Raw genomic sequence first — 15,206 nt, 5'->3', positions numbered from 1 at the left:
AAACCCTGCCGCGCCGCCTATACTTTTTCCATCGGCCTCGCGAACGCGCCGCGCGGCCGATCACGCACATCCGGCCGTTCCCTTTCCCGCAAGGAGAACATCATGTCCCGCCGCTATATCGATTGCCGCGAGTTTCCCAGCGCGACGCATTGCTCGGTCGCGATTTCCGCCGACTCCGACAACGAACTGCTGGAGGCCGCCGTGCAACACGCGGTGCTGGTGCACCAGCACACCGACAGCGCCGAACTGCGCACGCAACTGAAAGCGCTGTTCCGCGACGGCACGCCCCCCGCCGACGCACCCCGGCAAGCGTAATCCGCCGGCTCGCCCGATATCGACAGACGGGTTGCCCCGTCGCCCCCGTCGCCTCTTCGCTCCCTGCTTCGCGCCACCTCGTGCCGGCTCTCCCGCCGGCCGGCGCATTCCCCGTTACGCGCGGCGCTGCGCGAAATACGCGCCGACCGCGTCGACGAAGGTATCGATGTCCGCGCGCGACACGTCGCAGTGCGTGACGAAGCGCGACGCGTACAGCATCTGCGTGAGGATCCCGCGTTCCTTGAGCCACGCCTCGAGCGGCGCGCAATCGGCTTCGGGGAATTGCGCGAACACCATGTTCGTCGCGTGCGACAGCACCTTCACCGCGTCGATGCGCGCGAGGCCCGCCGCGAGATGCGCGGCGTTCGCGTGATCGTCCGCGAGCCGCTCGACGTTGTGGTCGAGCGCATACAGGCACGCGGCCGCGAGAATGCCCGACTGCCGCATCGCGCCGCCGAGCACCTTGCGCCAGCGCTGCGCGCGCTCGATCAGCACGCGGTTGCCGACCAGCACCGAGCCGACCGGTGTACCGAGCCCTTTCGAGAAGCAGATCGACACGGTGTCGAACGGCGCGCACAGCTCGGCGATCGAACGGCCCGACGCGACGGCGGCGTTGCACACGCGCGCGCCGTCGAGATGCAGCGCCAACCCGCGGCTGCGCGCGAACGCGGTGGCTTCCTGGACATAGCCTTCCGGCAAGACCTGGCCGCCGATCGTGTTTTCCAGCGCGAGCAGGCGCGTGCGGGCAAAGTGATTGTCGATCGGCTTGATCGCCGCGGCGATCTTCGCGAGCGGCAGCGTGCCGTCCGGCGCGTTCTCGATCGGCTGCGGCTGGATGCTGCCCAGCACGGCCGCACCGCCGCCTTCGTACTTGTAGGTGTGCGCGAGCTGGCCGACGATGTACTCGTCGCCGCGTTCGCAATGGGCCATCAGCGCGGCGAGGTTGCTCTGCGTGCCGCTCGGGAAGAACAGGCCGGCTTCCTTGCCGGCGCGCTCGGCCATCACCGCCTGCAGGCGCAGCACGGTCGGGTCGTCACCCCATACGTCGTCGCCGACTTCGGCGGCAGTCATCGCGGCCAGCATTGCCTGGCTCGGACGTGTCACGGTATCGCTGCGTAAATCGATCATCGCTGAGTCCTGGGTAAACGCGGACCGGAACCGATGCGCCCGGCCCTGCCGAAACGAGACTCAGAGTGTACGCAATTCACGCAGCGTGTGTGTGCCGACGGCCGACGCGAGCACGGCGCACCGGCATGCGATGCGGCACGCCGCCGCCCGGGCCGCCGTCAGTAGCGCGGCGGCGGCGGCTGGACACCCGCCGGCGGCATCGGCGGTGCCGCGCGCGGTGCGCCGCCGTATCCGCCACCGCCGTATCCGCCGCCCCCACCGCCGCCGCTCATCCCGCCCGGCACCGGCACGCGGTTGCCGGTCGCGTACATGCATTGCAGGTAGCCGTAGTCGTAGCGGCGCTGGATGTCGTAGGCCGAGCCTTGCGCCGCACCGGCGCCGACCACGCTGCCCGCGAGCAGCCCCGCGCCTGCGCCGACGGCCGCACCCGTGCCGCCGTTGAACGCCGCGCCGGCCGCCGCCCCGAGCGCGGTGCCGACGGCCGCGCTGCCGACCGCGCTCGCGGTCGACGCCTGCCCGGCACTCACGCCGCCCGATTGCTCGAACGCGTATTGACGGCAGTTCGCATCGTCGGCACGGAACTGGTCGAACGACTTGCCGGTGCCGGGCAGCGCCATCACGCTCGGCCCGGCCGGCATGTACGCGCACGCGCCGAGCAGGCCGGCCAGCGCCAGCGCGGCCGGCACGCGCAGTGGTCGAAACAGGGATTTCATCGTCGCGCCTCCGTCACTGCGGCCGTGCCGGCACCGATCGCCAGCCCGACTTGCAGGTCTTCACATGCGGGTAGTAATGCTTCGACGCGTCGCAGTAGTACCAGACGTTCGCGTCGCCGTCGTCCCGCGGCTGACCTTTCTCGACGTACTCGGGCGGCGGCCCCGGGTCGACGGGTACCGCGACGACGGGCGGCGGGTAGTAATAAGGCGCAGGGACGACGGGGTAGTAATACGGGTAGCCGGGGCCGACATAGACCCCGACCCGGGCGGCATGCGCCACGCCGCCCGTCGCGATCGCCACTGCGGCCACCGCGCCCAGTGCGAGCTTCAATCCATTCACGTCACGTTCTCCGGCTGGCGGTTCGTCGATGCGAACCCGACATACCGAACGCTACGCCGCGCGCGATCCGTCATCCATTACGGGCGCACGCGCCAATGTTGCGCGGCGTTACCGATGTGACAGACCCCATCACCCGCGTCCCGCCGGCGCGAGCGGGTGCGTTACGCGATAACGCACCGCAACGGTTCGGCCGCGCGCGGGCGCCGAGGGGGCGGTGTCGCGCAGCGTTCGCGCCCGGATCGAACCGTTCCGATGACGCGACGCGCCATATTGACGCACGTGCGTCAGACCGCCACGCCGCGGCCGCGCGCGCCGCAAGCAGCCTTCTTGATACGAATCAACGATTTACCCCGGAATCGCGCGCGCCGGGCTGGACATCTGCGACGAGTTGGCGCATTTCGCGGTGCAACATCGCGGCCCATACTCCAGCCAACCCCGACGCCCGTCCGCCGGGGTCCGCCGGCACCCGCCGGCGGGTATCGTCAGCCTCGGTCAACTGGTATGGACACCGCTCTTTCGGCCCTCGATCTGGCCCGCCTGCAATTCGCGTTCACCGTCTCCTTTCACATCGTCTTTCCGGCGCTGAGCATCGGCCTCGCCAGCTTCATCGCCGTCCTCGAATATCGCTGGCTGAAAACCGGCAAGCAGTACTACAAAACCCTCTGCCTGTTCTGGTCGAAGATCTTCGCGGTCGCGTTCGGGATGGGCGTCGTTTCCGGCGTCGTGATGAGCTACCAGTTCGGCACGAACTGGTCGGGCTTCTCGAGCTTCGCCGGCGCCGTCACCGGGCCGCTGCTGATGTACGAGGTCATGACCGCCTTCTTCCTCGAGGCCGGTTTCCTCGGCATCATGCTGTTCGGCTGGAACCGCGTGAGCCCCCGCGCGCACTTCGGCGCGACGCTGATGGTCGCGATCGGCACGCTGATCTCGACGTTCTGGATTCTCGCGTCGAACAGCTGGATGCAGACGCCGCAGGGCTTCGAGATCGTCGACGGCCGCGTCGTGCCGACCGACTGGTTCGCGATCATCTTCAACCCGTCGTTCCCGTACCGCCTGTTCCACATGGCGATCGCCGCGTTCATCGTCGCCGCGCTGGTGGTGGCCGCGACGGGCGCATGGCACCTGCTGAAGGGCCGCCGCGACAAGGGCGTGAAGAAGATGTTCTCGATGGCGCTGTGGCTGCTGCTCGTGCTCGCACCGCTGCAGGCCGTGATCGGCGACCAGCACGGCATCAACACGCTGAAACACCAGCCCGCGAAGATCGCCGCGATCGAAGGGCTGTGGGAAACCGAGAAGGGCGGCACCGCGCTCAACCTGTTCGGCATCCCGGACATGAAGGCGGAAACGACCCGCTACGCGGTGAAGGTGCCGCACCTCGGCAGCCTGATCCTCACGCACAGCTGGGACGGCGAGATCCGCGGGCTGAAGGAATTCCCGCCGGAAGACCGCCCGAACTCGACGGTCGTGTTCTGGAGCTTCCGGATCATGGTCGGCCTCGGCATCGCGATGATCGGCCTCGCCGCGCTCGCGTGGCTCCTGCGCCGCCGCGGCAGCCTGTATGAATCGAAGTGGTTCCAGCGCTTCGCGCTCGTGATGGGCCCGACCGGCTTCGTGTCGCTGCTCGCGGGCTGGGTCACGACCGAAGCAGGCCGCCAGCCGTGGGTCGTGTATGGCGTGATGCGCACCGCGCATGCGGTGTCGCCGCTGTCGGTGCAGCAGGTCAGCCTGTCGATGATGACGTTCGTGATCGTGTACTTCCTCGTGTTCGGCACCGGCGTGTACTACATGCTGAAGCTGATGAAGGCCGGCCCCGCGCTGCCCGACATGAAGCACGACGACACACCCGACACGCGCCCCGATCACACCGCGCGCCGCCCGATGTCGGCCGTCGACGAGCTGATCGAGACCGTCTGAGCCCACCCCATTCCGCATACGAGAAAACCTATGGACGTCACCGTAATCTGGGCCGCGATCATCGCATTGGGGCTCTTCATGTACGTCGTGCTCGACGGCTTCGACCTCGGCATCGGCATCGTCTTCCCGTTCTTCCCGGACGAGAAGGAACGCGACCTGATGATGAACACGGTCGCGCCCGTGTGGGACGGCAACGAGACGTGGCTCGTGCTCGGCGGTGCCGGGCTGTTCGCGGTGTTCCCGGTCGTCTATTCGACCGTGTTGTCGGCGCTGTACCTGCCGCTGATCTTCATGCTGGTGTGCCTGATCTTCCGCGGCGTGTCGTTCGAGATCCGCGCGAAGGCGCGGCGCACGAAGCAGCTGTGGGATCTGGCGTTCATCGGCGGCTCGGCCGGCGCGACGCTGTTCCAGGGGATCGCGCTCGGCGCGTTCCTGCAGGGCATCAACGTGAAGGACGGCGTGTTCGCGGGCGATGCCTTCGACTGGCTCACGCCGTTCAGCCTGCTGACCGGCCTCGGCCTGATCGTGACCTATGCGCTGCTCGGCTGCTGCTGGCTCGTCGCGAAGACGGAAGGCGACCTGCAGCGGCGCCTCCATCGCGTCGTGTGGCCGCTGACGCTCGTGCTGCTCGGCTTCATCGCGGTCGTCAGCCTGTGGACGCCGCTGCAGGATCCGGCCATCGCGCAGCGCTGGTTCGATTCGGGGCTGTTCTGGCGCCTGCTGCCGGTGCCGTTCCTGGTCGCCGCGTGCGCGGTATGGATGCGCCGCGCGGTGCGCGACCGGCATGACATGACGCCGTTCGTGCTCGCGCTGGCGCTCGTGCTGCTCGGCTACGTCGGCCTGCTCGTCACGCTGTTCCCGTATGCGATTCCTCAGACGATGACGATCTGGGAAGCCGCGGCGCCGCGCTCCAGCCAGACCTTCACACTGGTCGGCGCAGCGGTTATCCTCCCGATCATCATCGCCTACACGACGATGGGTTACTGGGTATTCCGAGGCAAGGTGCGCCATGAAGACCAGCATTACTACCACCACTGATTCCGCCGAACACTCCGCCGCCGCGGCCCCCCGGCCGCGGATGCGCGGCTGGATGTGGTTCGTCGTCCTGTGGGCCGGCGGCGTGATCGGCGCCGTCACGCTCGGTTACGCGTTCAAGATCTTCATGAACCTGACGCTGTTCGCGGTGAAGTAGGCTCCTTCCGCGTTGCACGCCGGGGCGCATGCCGGGCCCGTTCCGCGCAATCCGCCTCCGGCGCGCCACCGTCGCCGCCGGCACGCCGCCGTGGCGATCCTCCTCCCCGGCATTCACGCTTTCACGCGCCGGCGCGCACCCCGCTCACCGCTCGCACTTCGTCGCGCACATCGCCTTGTCCACTTCCGCGAAGAACGCCTGGTAGTACTCGGGCTCCATGACGGTCTTGGTACGCGAATCGCCGGCGCTGTCCCACACCGTACGATCGAATCGCGCCCGCACGATCGCGACGTGCGCGTCCCGCCCCGCCCGAACCGTCACGATCGCGGCCACGCGTTCATGATCGGGCTTCGTCGGCAGCATCCCGATGCGCGCCTTCAGCGCGCCGCGCAGCAGCTGACGCCACTTCGGGATCAGCGTGTCGCTGCGCCCCGCTTCCACCAACCCCGAATCGCGATCGACCGTCACCGGCGCATAACCCTGCGCGCGCAGCGCGCCGGCCACCGCGTCGAGCGCGCGCGCCTGCGTCGCGTCCGCATAGCGGCGGTCGCTGAGCATGCGCAGCGTCTGCTGCTCGGCATCGGTCAGGTCGACTTCGGTCTGGCTCGAGCTGTAGCGCACCAGCGATCCGCCGTTGCCGATCTGCCGCTCGTTGTCGGGTTTCGTCGCGCATCCGGTCAGCGCCGCGAACAGTCCGGCACAGACGAGCGCCAGCGCGCCGCGGCCGCGCACGGGCGGCACCGCGGCCGGGCGGTTCATCTCACGACGTGCCGCGCGCCGGACGCGTAGACGGTGGCGAAATCCGGTTGCCCGGGCGTCGGGTGGCAATATGATCGTCATCGGGGCGTTCTCTCCTGTCGGCGCCATGATAGGGAGGCGCCCCGGCCGCCACAAACGACATTTTTTGACCCACTGTGTAGCTTTTCTTCGCGATCTCACGATGCGCCGATTGCCGCCCCTGAATGCGCTGCGCAGCTTCGAAGCTGCCGGCCGCCTGCAGAGCCTCACCCTCGCCGCCGACGAGTTGAACGTGACCCAGAGCGCGGTCGCGCAGCAGATCCGCGTGCTCGAATCGTTCTTCGGGCAGAAGCTGTTCGAACGCGACGGGCGCTCGTTGCGGCTCACGCCGCGCGCGCGGCATTACCTCGTCGACGTCGCGAGCTGCCTCGGCCGGCTCGCGCAGGCCACGAGCCAGATGCTCGAACCGGTCGGCGGCCATCCGGTGCGGATCAACACGTCGGTGTCGTTCGCGCATGGATGGTTGCTCACGCAACTGGCCGCGTTCCAGGCCGGGCATCCGGATATCGACGTGCAACTCGTCACGACGCCCGACACCGAACGCGACCAGTTCGACGAAACCTGCGACATCGTCATCCGCCGCTATACGCCGGAGCTGCGCCGCAAGGGGTTCGTGTCGCGGCCGCTGCTCGCGACCGTGGCGGTGCCGGTGTGCGCGCCCGGCCACCCGGTGCTCGATGACGCGCGCACGCCGGCCGACCTGCGCAACGCGCCGCTGCTGCATTACGCGGGCTTGCCGCAGGCATGGCAATACTGGTTCCACCAGGCGGGCTCGGTCGTCACCGAGACGCTGCGCGGGCCGTTCTATCGCGAGTTCTTCCTGATGACCAAGGCTGCCGCGAGCGGGCTCGGCGTGTGCCTCGCGCCGCGTGCGGTCGTGCGCGACGATCTCGAGCACGGGCGGCTCGTCGCGCTGTTTCCGGAAGTCCACCTGGAAGGGCCGCCGTTTCATTGCCTGTATCGCGACGACGGCGATGCGTCGCTGCGCACGTTCGTCGACTGGCTGTTCGCGCGGGCAGAGGCGCTGGAAGGGGCGCCGCCGGGATAGCCGGCGACGCGCACGGCACTCGCCGCTTCCGCTGCCGGATCGACGAAGCCCGGTATACGGGGAATCGCCCGGGCGCTTACTTTTGCCCGCGCAGCGCCGCTTCGATCTTGCGCTCGGTCTTGTACTGGCTCAGCGCATACACCGACCAGATCGCGGCCGGCAGCCAGCCGACGATCGTGATTTGCAGGATCAGGCAGATGATCCCGGCGATCGGGCGGCCGATCGTGAAGAACTGGAACCACGGCAGCAGCAGGGCAAGCAGAAGGCGCATGAACAAACCTCTCGGTGCGTCGTTGAACGGGTGATGCGTGGCGAATATGCCGGTACGGGCGACAGAATTCAAGCCGTTCGTCGCGATACCCGCCTGCTACACTCGCGCGTCGTCGAACGAAGCACGACGAGAACAACAACGGAGAAAGAGGGCAATGAACACCCCGTCGTCACACCACGGCCACGAGCCGCCCGCCGTCACGCCCCCGAAGAAGGCCCGGCACCGCTGCGCGGCCGTCGCGCTCGCCGCGCTCGCCGCCGTCGGCGTCGCGCACGCCGAAACGAAGCCGACGATGCGCTACGCGATCAACCTGACCGGCGACAGCGGCAGCGAAATACCGCTGAGCAGCGAGCCCTACAGCTGGACCACGCACGACGGCAAGGTGCTGTCCCGAGGCGTGACCGATGACAAGGGGCATGCCGCCGTCGCACGGCAGGCGGGCGAGACGCACTATGTGCTGGAGACCGTCAACACCCGCTGGATCTACACGGTCGACAACGCGTGCTGGGCGCGCCGCGACGCCGCCTTCGCCCGCTGCGCGAAACTGACCGACGCCGTCAACCTGGTCGCGCAGCGCATGGCCGACGACACGCGCGACGAGCAGGCCGCGGCCGCCCGGCGCCGCGATGCCGCGCTCGCCCGTTACCGCGCGGCCGCGGCGGCCAACGACGACGAACTCGTGTGGCTGGGCCCGCTGCCGGCCGAATGGTCGAGGGACGACGTCCAGAAACAGCTCGACGACGTGTACGGCAAGATCAAGCACGAACTCGACAATCTCGGCGATGCCGACATCGACGTGTCCCGCTTCGTGTGCAGGTCGCCCGACCAGATCGGCCCGGCTCCGGACCAGCAGGCCGTGATCGACTACATGAGCAGCCTGCGCGAACCCGGCTCGACGACGCCCGCGCAGTGGACGGCGCTCGTCGAGGCCGCGCGCAAGGGCAACTGGCTCGCGCGGCTGCAGATCTTCGTCGCGCTCGGCTCGCGCCCGAAGGACGACCTCGTGTCGGTCTACCGGCGTATCCAGCTGATGGGGTGGCTGCAGGCGAACCACGTCGGTGCGCTGTACACCTACTACCTGGGCGAACTCGCCGCAACCGGCTATTTCGAAGGGCCCGGCCCCGGCGCCACGTCGCCGATTCCGTTGTATGCGGCGATGCACGGCAGTTATGCGGCGATGAAACGCGCGGGCGATTCGCTCATGGCGCGGGACGAGCCGGACGTGCAGGCGATCGGCAAGCGCATGCACGATTGCGCGCTGCAGATGATGCCGGTGCTGTTCGCGAAGTAGACGCGGGCAGCACCTCACGCGGCATCTCACGCGACACACAGGCAGCCCGCCGCGCGGCCGGCGGCGGGCAGTCCTGCGGCGTCGCGTCGCTCAGCGACCGATACCGAGCCCCGGCAGCACGCCGGTATTCTCGGCCACCACCGCATGCAGCAGGCGCGGGTCGGCACCGAGCAGCCCGAGGATCGTCGGCGCGACCTGCTTCGTGCCGACCGTGTCGGTCACCGTGCGCGCGCGATGCAGGCCCGGATACGACACGAGCAGGCCGAGGTGGCTGTCGTCCGGCGCGTTGCCGCCGTGCTCCTCGTCCTTCTTCGTGCTCGACGTGTAGATCACGCCCGGATTCGGCTGGACGACGATGTCCGGCGTGCGGCCGTTGGCCGGATCGCCGAACCGCTCGGCGAGCGCCGCGCCGTACAGGATGTACGCCTGCGGGCCGTCCGCGCAGATCCCCGGCGCATTGCAGCCCAGGTTCGCCTTCAGCGTCTGCACCACGGCCGTGCGCTGGTTGCGGTCGCGCAGCCAGATCAGGCCGACGTCGTCGGTCTGCACGAAGCCCGTGCCGACCAGGCCCGAACCGTCGTTCAGGTTGCCCGTCTTCGTGTTGTTCTGGCCGAAGTTGCCGTTCGGGTCGAGATAGTTGTTCGCTTCGAGCAGCTTCGTCAGCGTGTCGCCATTCTTCACGAGCTTCGTGTGATCGGTCGGCGACTGGCCATGCTTCGACGTGACGATCACGGCCGTCGACGAATACAGGTTCGCCTGCTTCAGCGCCTCGACGACATGGCCGATCGCGTTGTCGACATACGTGATCGCGTTCGCGACCTGCCCGTTCGGCGTGAAGTTCGCATCCAGGTAGCCGCCGCCCTTCGTCACCACCGCCTTCTGCGCGACGCTCAGCGTCTGGAAATCGGCGCCGAACAGCGTCGGCACCGGCGCGCGCTTCGTGCCCGTCGAGTCGCGGCCGTTGATCTGGTTGATCAGCGCCTGCACATGCAGGTTGTCGAATTGCGCGGTATGCGAATAGACGTCCGTGTAGTCCGTCTGCGTCGCCGGGTCGATCGAGTTGATCTCGGTGCGCGCGAGATCGTCGACGCCGGTGCCCGACGGCCCGTTCAGCCAGTCGTAGCCCCATGCGTGCTTGTCGGCCCACGCGGTGGTCGCGTTCGGGATGCCCGCCTTCACGGCCTCGAACACGGTGTTGGTCTTCACGTAGTTGTGCGGATAGACCGGCACGCACTTGCCGTCGACCTTCGCGTTCGGGATCGCCTGCGGATTGAATGCGCCGCCGCCGTTCAGGTGAACCAGCGCGCCGCCGTTCTCCGCGTCGATACCGGTCGTCTCGTCGAACACGACGTTCCAGCCCTGCTTGCCCGAACAGCTCGTGTCGCCCGGCGCGTACAGGTTGCGATCGTACGACACGTCGTAGAACAGGCCGGCCGTCTTCGGCGAGCCGCCGGTCACGAGCGCGGCGAGGCCCGGAAACGAATCCGACAGGCCGGGCGTATAGGCATTCGTGTAGGTCACGCCGCTCTTCGCGAGCACCGCGATATTCGGGCACGTGTTCGCGCCGATGCAGCGCGCGAGATCCTGCTCGTGCAGGCCGTCGACGCTGATCAGCAGCACGTGCTTCACGACGCGGCTCGCGTGGCCGCGGTCCTCGCCCTGACGGTTGCCGTCCTGCTGCGCCGCATGCGCGCCCGCGCCTGCGAGCGCCAGCGCGCCCGCCACCATCCCCACCCACTTCCGCTGCTTCCCAAGGAAAGACATGATCACCCCACCTCATCGATTGACGTTGAACTGCGTGACTTGCCATCAGGCGCGCAAGAATATGGCTGCGCCGTGGGTCGTTCGCATGAAGCGGGGCTTTCTGTTTTCTATCAAACGTAACCAATCGCAAGTGACACGACGCGGTCGCAAACCAGCGTGGCCGGGCGCACGTCGCGGATTCGCGCGCTCACCGGCAAGCACCGCCCCGGTGCATCGGCCACCGTCCGCGGCGTCACCCGCCGCACGATTTTTTTTCCGGCTTGGCGCGCGACTATTGGCGTGTGATAAAGGGTTTTCCCTGACCCGGAGCATGAGTATGTCGACCCTGGAAGCCCTCCGGTTCGTGCTGGACGATGCACGCACCCCCGAAATCATTCGCCACCACGTCGTCGACGCGTTGCAGTACGCGTTGCGCAATTACGGACAGGTGTTCACCGCGAAGGAAGTCGAATGGCTGGCGCAGTGGGACGACGCGCGTCTGCCGCTGGCCGCGAAGAAGGAATTGGGCAAGCGCGAGGAACCGGCGATCGCCGCGCGCTGAAGGCAGCGCGCCGCCGCGCCCGAACGGAGGAACGGACGCGGCGGCGGCGGACGGCCTGCTTACTGCAGGCCGAAATCGACGCGGGTGGTCGCGCCCTTGTCGTCGATGCCCTTCGCATCGAGCTTCGGTGCGACGACGAACACGCGGCTCGAATCGATCTTCCCCTCGAGGTACTGGCGCACGGCCTGCGCGCGCTGCTGCGCGAGCGCGCGCAGCGCGTTGTCGTCGGCCGGCGCGTGTTCGGCGAGCGCCTTCTTCATGTCGGCATCGGGCAGCGTCTTCTGCAGGCCGATCAGGTTGCGCGGCTTCTTGAAGTCGGCGGCCTTGTACGCGCGCGTCAGGTACTTGCTGTACTCGGCCGGCTCGACCTTCACCGACATCGGGTCGATGCTCTCGCCCTGCCCGATCACGTCCTTCAGCTTCTGCTGGCGCACCAGCCGCTCGACGTACGCGTCGCCGAGCCCCGACGTGTCCTTTGCCGGGTCGACGCGGCCGATCAGGTCGAGGCGGATCGACGGCTTCTCGGTCAGCATCTTCACGACGGTATCGAGCTTCTTCTGCTGCGCGTCGTCGAGCTGGTACGAGCCCGGCGCGAATTCGACGTAGCCGAGATCCTCGCCGCCGCTGCCGAACGCATGCGCGAGCAGCGAGAACGGCGACGTGACGGCCTTCGCGATCAGGTTCAGCACCGCGCGCCAGATCAGCCCGCCGACACTGAACTCGGGGTTCGACAGCGAGCCCGACACCGGCAGGTTCACGTCGATCTGGCCGCGCGTGTTCTTCAGCAGCGAAATCGCGAGTTTCACCGGCAGCTTGGTCGCCGTGTCGTTCTCCACATGGTCGCCGAACGTGAGCTGGTCGATGAAGATGTGGTTGTTCGCCTTCAGCTGGTCGTTCGCGAGCTCGTAATGCAGGTCGACGTTGAGCTTGCCCTTCGTGATCGGGTAGCCCGCGTACTTCGCCGAATACGGCGTCAGGTTGGTCAGCTCGATGTCGTGCGCGGTCGCGGTGAGGTCGAGCGCCGGTTTCTCGATCAGCGGGTTCACCGAACCCTTGATCGAGATCGGCCCGTTGCCCGCGAGGTTCGCGGCGACGTCGACCGGCGCGGACGTCGTCGAATCCGTGCCGAACGCGCCGACCGTGCCCTTGATCGCGACCAGGTTCGCCGTGTAGTTCGGCTTGATGAAGTTGTCGGTGTAGGTGACGCGGCCGTTCTGCAGCAGCAACTCGCCGAAATGCATCCGCACCGGGTTCTGCGGCGGCTGCGCGGCCTTCACGACCACCGTCGCCGACGCGGCGGTCGGCGCGGATGCCTGCTGCGCGGCAGCCGGCGGCGTCACGCCCGGCGACAGCGGCACCGGTTCGCCCTTGCTCGCGTCGCGCGTGAGCGACTGCGCCGGGCCCGTCTCCTTCGCGACCACGTCCTTCAGGTTCAGCCGCCCCTGCGCATCGAGCAGCACGCGGCCGTAGAAGTTCGAGAACGTCACGCGCGCCGCGTCGACGTCGGTGCCCTTCTCGTCGTAGTTCGCCTTCAGGTTCGTCAGCGCGAGCGAGCGCCAGCCCGCGAACGGGTCGGAGGTCGCCTTGTCGAGCATCCGCACGTCGACGAGCGCGACGTCGCCGCGATAGGTCGCGCGCGGTGCGTCCTTCACCTGCGCGAACGTCAGGTTGCCCTGCGCGTTGAGCAGCGCGCTGGCGATCGTCGCGTTCAGCGCGCTGCCGAAGTACGGCTCGAACGCGGCCGCGTCGAGGCGGTTGCCGTTGATCTTCAGGCCGAGCTTCAGCGGCTGCGCGGTCACGTCGCCCGTCACGTTCAGCGAGCCCTTGCGGTTCAGCGTCGCCTTCAACTGCACGGGCAGCGGCTTGCTCATGTCGTCGCTGATCTTCTGCACCGACAGGTCCAGCGGCTTGATCGCCAGCTTCACCGGGCGCGGCGTCGACAGGTCGGTGAAGTTCGCGGACGAATCCTTCACGTTCAGCGCATCGATCCGGTAATGCCACGACGGCGCGGCAGCCTCGGCCTTGCGCGCGACTGTGCGCTTCGGCACCGACGCCTGCGCGGGTTCGGCCAGTGCCGCGAGGTCGATCTTGCCGTCCTTCAGGCGCTGCACGTCGAGCGCGAGCCCGCTGGCGTCGACGCTCGCGATCTCCGCGGTGCGCGCGGCAACGTCGACCTTCGCGATCTTCGCGCTCGCGTCGGGCAGCACGATCGCGGGCGCCTTCGCGTCGGGCGTCGCGATCTTCAGCGACTTCAGGCTGACCGTGCTGTCGGCGACCTGCGCGGCGAGCGGCGTCTTGCCCCAGTCGGCCTTCGCGTTGACGGTGGCGCCGAGCGTGCCGTCGAGCACGCGCGCACGCGTGGCCTCGCCGAGGTACGGTTGCAGCGCCGGCAGCGCGAGTGCGGCGACCGTCAGCTTGCTGTCGGCCTGCTTCTCCGCGAGATTGAACGTGCCTTCGGCCGTCACGTCGCCGCCGCGCGACAGCGACGTCGACAGCGTGTATTTCGCGGGGGTCTTGCCCTGCATCGAGAAGCCGTCGAGCGTCGCGGCGAGCTTCGTGAGCGACAGCGCGGTCGGCGTTGCCGGCACGCGGTCGTCGACGTTGACGGTGCCGCCGTCGATCGCGAAATGGCGGATCGTCAGGTCGAGCGGCGGCGCCGCCTTCGCGGCGGCTTCGACCTTTGCGCCGCTGGCGGCGGCTGCCGCAGCCGCGGAAGCGGCCGCGGCGCCCGGCGCCGCCGGCTTGCCCGCGGCGGCGTTCGATGCGGCTGCCGGCTGCGCGGCGAGCTTCTCGACGTTCAGCACGCCCTGCTTGTCGCGCGACAGGTCGACCACCGGCTGGTCGATCCGGATCTCGTCGAAGTGCAACGCGTTGCGCAGCGGCTCGAGGCTGGCCGCCGCGACATGCACGCCGCGTGCGGCGAACAGCGGCGCAGACGCGCGGTCCGTCACCTTCGCGTCGTTCAGGTCGACGGTGCCCGATACGCGCAGCGCGGGCGTCTCGCCGCTCATCACGAAATTGACCTTGAGGTCGCTGCTCAGCAGGCCGCTCGTCACGGCCACCGGCAGCTTCGCGGGCACGTACGAGATCAGCTTCGGCACGTCGAGGCCGTCGAATTTCAGCGCGATCTCCGATTCGCGCGACTGCGCGAACGGCTTGGTCTTGCCGTCGATCGCAATCGGGCTGCCGTCGAAGCGCGCGCGCAGCTTCGGCTCGACGAAGATGTCGGTCTTCGATGCCAGCGTCGCGATATACGGAATGCCGAGCGTCCAGTTGTCGACGACGTGCTTTTCGTTCAGCAGGCGGTCGTCGAAATCGATCCGGCCGTTGTTGACCTGGATGTTCGACACCGAGAACTGCGTCGGCTTGCTTTCCGGTTTGGGCGACGGCGTCGAGAATTTCTCGATCAGGTCGGTGAAATTGAAGCGCTGCGCATCGTAGCGAACGATATGGAAGCGCGGCGAGTCGAGGCGGATTTCATTGACGATCGGCGCACCGCGGAACAGCGACGACCACGACGGCCGCACGACGAGCTTCGCGATGTCGATGAAGTCGCCCTGCCCGCCCTTGTCGCCGAGATGGATGCCGTCGGCCTCGAGGTTCAGCGTGTACGGGTTCAGCGCGATGCGCCGGATCGTGGCGGGGCGGTCGAGCTGCTGGCTCAGCTGCTGTTCGGCGATATGGCGGATCAGCGGCGGCGCCGCGAAGAACCCGAGCAGTCCGAATAAAACGAGGAAGATCAGCAGGCCGAGGCCGATGCGCCGGGTGCAGCGCGAGCGTGCAACGCCACCGAGGGCATGGAGGGTCGAGGATACGGTTTCTTTGTCTGCGCTTGCCATGCTTGAATGCCTCGGGATGGGATGCCGGCCGTACCGGAGAACCGGTCGGCCG

14 protein-coding genes are annotated in these 15,206 nt (G+C 68.1%); 7 read left to right on the top strand and 7 right to left on the bottom strand.

Features of this window, described 5'->3' with window-relative positions; all coding sequences use genetic code 11:
* Positions 1-102 precede the first annotated feature (102 nt).
* Positions 103-315, top strand: a complete 213-nt coding sequence (locus ABIC51_RS02720) for a DUF1059 domain-containing protein (protein WP_027790372.1) — start codon at positions 103-105, stop codon at positions 313-315.
* A gap of 114 nt (positions 316-429) precedes the next feature.
* On the opposite strand, the gene ltaE is transcribed toward ABIC51_RS02720, so the two are convergent.
* From ltaE to ABIC51_RS02705, 3 genes are all read right to left on the bottom strand, one after another.
* Positions 430-1,443 (bottom strand): low-specificity L-threonine aldolase, encoded by a 1,014-nt coding sequence (gene ltaE / locus ABIC51_RS02715; protein ID WP_027790371.1) that lies wholly within the window; start codon positions 1,441-1,443, stop codon positions 430-432.
* 158 nt (positions 1,444-1,601) lie between these two features.
* Entirely contained in the window at positions 1,602-2,156 is a 555-nt protein-coding gene (locus tag ABIC51_RS02710) for a YMGG-like glycine zipper-containing protein (RefSeq protein WP_027790370.1), read from the bottom strand.
* 13 nt (positions 2,157-2,169) lie between these two features.
* Positions 2,170-2,496, bottom strand: coding sequence for a hypothetical protein (locus ABIC51_RS02705; RefSeq protein ID WP_175854527.1), 327 nt, complete (start codon positions 2,494-2,496; stop codon positions 2,170-2,172).
* Between the two features lie 501 nt (positions 2,497-2,997).
* On the opposite strand from ABIC51_RS02705, the gene ABIC51_RS02700 reads away from it, so the two are divergent.
* Genes ABIC51_RS02700 through ABIC51_RS02690 form a run of 3 tightly spaced genes read left to right on the top strand, consistent with a single transcriptional unit; the run spans position 2,998 to position 5,602 of the window.
* Positions 2,998-4,410, top strand: coding sequence for a cytochrome ubiquinol oxidase subunit I (locus ABIC51_RS02700; RefSeq protein ID WP_175854525.1), 1,413 nt, complete (start codon positions 2,998-3,000; stop codon positions 4,408-4,410).
* A 30-nt stretch (positions 4,411-4,440) separates the two neighbouring features.
* Complete coding sequence (cydB, locus tag ABIC51_RS02695) at positions 4,441-5,448, top strand: cytochrome d ubiquinol oxidase subunit II (RefSeq protein ID WP_027790367.1); 1,008 nt, start codon at positions 4,441-4,443, stop codon at positions 5,446-5,448.
* The gene (locus tag ABIC51_RS02690) at positions 5,420-5,602 is read left to right on the top strand and encodes a hypothetical protein (protein WP_027790366.1); all 183 of its coding nucleotides are present in this window, start codon (positions 5,420-5,422) and stop codon (positions 5,600-5,602) included. The genes cydB and ABIC51_RS02690 overlap by 29 nt, the downstream gene beginning before the upstream one ends.
* A 144-nt stretch (positions 5,603-5,746) precedes the next feature.
* On the opposite strand, the gene ABIC51_RS02685 is transcribed toward ABIC51_RS02690, so the two are convergent.
* A complete protein-coding gene (locus ABIC51_RS02685) occupies positions 5,747-6,361 on the bottom strand; it encodes a hypothetical protein (protein ID WP_226128786.1) in 615 nt (204 codons plus the stop codon).
* Between the two features lie 181 nt (positions 6,362-6,542).
* Between ABIC51_RS02685 and ABIC51_RS02680 the strand changes: the two genes are divergently transcribed.
* Positions 6,543-7,448 carry a LysR substrate-binding domain-containing protein gene (locus tag ABIC51_RS02680; RefSeq protein WP_060083813.1) on the top strand — a complete coding sequence of 302 codons (906 nt, stop codon included), beginning with the start codon at positions 6,543-6,545 and terminating at the stop codon, positions 7,446-7,448.
* Between the two features lie 76 nt (positions 7,449-7,524).
* Here ABIC51_RS02680 and ABIC51_RS02675 read toward each other — a convergent pair whose 3' ends face one another.
* Positions 7,525-7,719, bottom strand: a complete 195-nt coding sequence (locus ABIC51_RS02675) for a YqaE/Pmp3 family membrane protein (protein ID WP_354006338.1) — start codon at positions 7,717-7,719, stop codon at positions 7,525-7,527.
* Positions 7,720-7,873: 154 nt separating this feature from the next.
* Between ABIC51_RS02675 and ABIC51_RS02670 the strand changes: the two genes are divergently transcribed.
* On the top strand, positions 7,874-9,010 hold the full coding sequence (locus tag ABIC51_RS02670; RefSeq protein WP_175898419.1) for a hypothetical protein: 1,137 nt from the start codon (positions 7,874-7,876) through the stop codon (positions 9,008-9,010).
* A 90-nt stretch (positions 9,011-9,100) separates the two neighbouring features.
* Here the strand turns inward: ABIC51_RS02670 and ABIC51_RS02665 are convergent, their stop codons facing one another.
* On the bottom strand, positions 9,101-10,774 hold the full coding sequence (locus ABIC51_RS02665) for an alkaline phosphatase family protein (RefSeq protein WP_264165554.1): 1,674 nt from the start codon (positions 10,772-10,774) through the stop codon (positions 9,101-9,103).
* Between the two features lie 316 nt (positions 10,775-11,090).
* Here ABIC51_RS02665 and ABIC51_RS02660 point away from each other — a divergent pair, with 316 nt between their 5' ends.
* A complete protein-coding gene (locus ABIC51_RS02660) occupies positions 11,091-11,315 on the top strand; it encodes a hypothetical protein (protein WP_027790361.1) in 225 nt (74 codons plus the stop codon).
* Between the two features lie 59 nt (positions 11,316-11,374).
* On the opposite strand, the gene ABIC51_RS02655 is transcribed toward ABIC51_RS02660, so the two are convergent.
* Positions 11,375-15,154: a DUF748 domain-containing protein gene (locus tag ABIC51_RS02655; RefSeq protein WP_354006337.1), complete on the bottom strand. Its 3,780-nt coding sequence runs from the start codon at positions 15,152-15,154 to the stop codon at positions 11,375-11,377.
* Positions 15,155-15,206 lie beyond the last annotated feature (52 nt).

Source organism: Burkholderia sp. 572, from assembly GCF_040545135.1.
Taxonomy (GTDB): Bacteria; Pseudomonadota; Gammaproteobacteria; order Burkholderiales; family Burkholderiaceae; genus Burkholderia; species Burkholderia cepacia.
The sequence above is the reverse complement of the archived record's forward strand: the minus strand, read 5'-3'. Positions and strand labels throughout refer to the sequence as shown.

What these genes read in the sequence shown, in the direction of transcription:
- ABIC51_RS02710 (WP_027790370.1), bottom strand. Translation starts at nt 2,156, where the DNA reads ATGAAATCCCTGTTTCGACCACTGCGCGTGCCGGCCGCGCTGGCGCTG.
- ABIC51_RS02655 (WP_354006337.1), bottom strand. Translation starts at nt 15,154, where the DNA reads ATGGCAAGCGCAGACAAAGAAACCGTATCCTCGACCCTCCATGCCCTC.
- ABIC51_RS02665 (WP_264165554.1), bottom strand. Translation starts at nt 10,774, where the DNA reads ATGTCTTTCCTTGGGAAGCAGCGGAAGTGGGTGGGGATGGTGGCGGGC.
- ABIC51_RS02660 (WP_027790361.1), top strand. Translation starts at nt 11,091, where the DNA reads ATGTCGACCCTGGAAGCCCTCCGGTTCGTGCTGGACGATGCACGCACC.
- ABIC51_RS02670 (WP_175898419.1), top strand. Translation starts at nt 7,874, where the DNA reads ATGAACACCCCGTCGTCACACCACGGCCACGAGCCGCCCGCCGTCACG.
- ABIC51_RS02690 (WP_027790366.1), top strand. Translation starts at nt 5,420, where the DNA reads ATGAAGACCAGCATTACTACCACCACTGATTCCGCCGAACACTCCGCC.
- ltaE (WP_027790371.1), bottom strand. Translation starts at nt 1,443, where the DNA reads ATGATCGATTTACGCAGCGATACCGTGACACGTCCGAGCCAGGCAATG.
- ABIC51_RS02680 (WP_060083813.1), top strand. Translation starts at nt 6,543, where the DNA reads ATGCGCCGATTGCCGCCCCTGAATGCGCTGCGCAGCTTCGAAGCTGCC.
- ABIC51_RS02720 (WP_027790372.1), top strand. Translation starts at nt 103, where the DNA reads ATGTCCCGCCGCTATATCGATTGCCGCGAGTTTCCCAGCGCGACGCAT.
- ABIC51_RS02685 (WP_226128786.1), bottom strand. Translation starts at nt 6,361, where the DNA reads ATGAACCGCCCGGCCGCGGTGCCGCCCGTGCGCGGCCGCGGCGCGCTG.
- cydB (WP_027790367.1), top strand. Translation starts at nt 4,441, where the DNA reads ATGGACGTCACCGTAATCTGGGCCGCGATCATCGCATTGGGGCTCTTC.
- ABIC51_RS02700 (WP_175854525.1), top strand. Translation starts at nt 2,998, where the DNA reads ATGGACACCGCTCTTTCGGCCCTCGATCTGGCCCGCCTGCAATTCGCG.
- ABIC51_RS02675 (WP_354006338.1), bottom strand. Translation starts at nt 7,719, where the DNA reads ATGCGCCTTCTGCTTGCCCTGCTGCTGCCGTGGTTCCAGTTCTTCACG.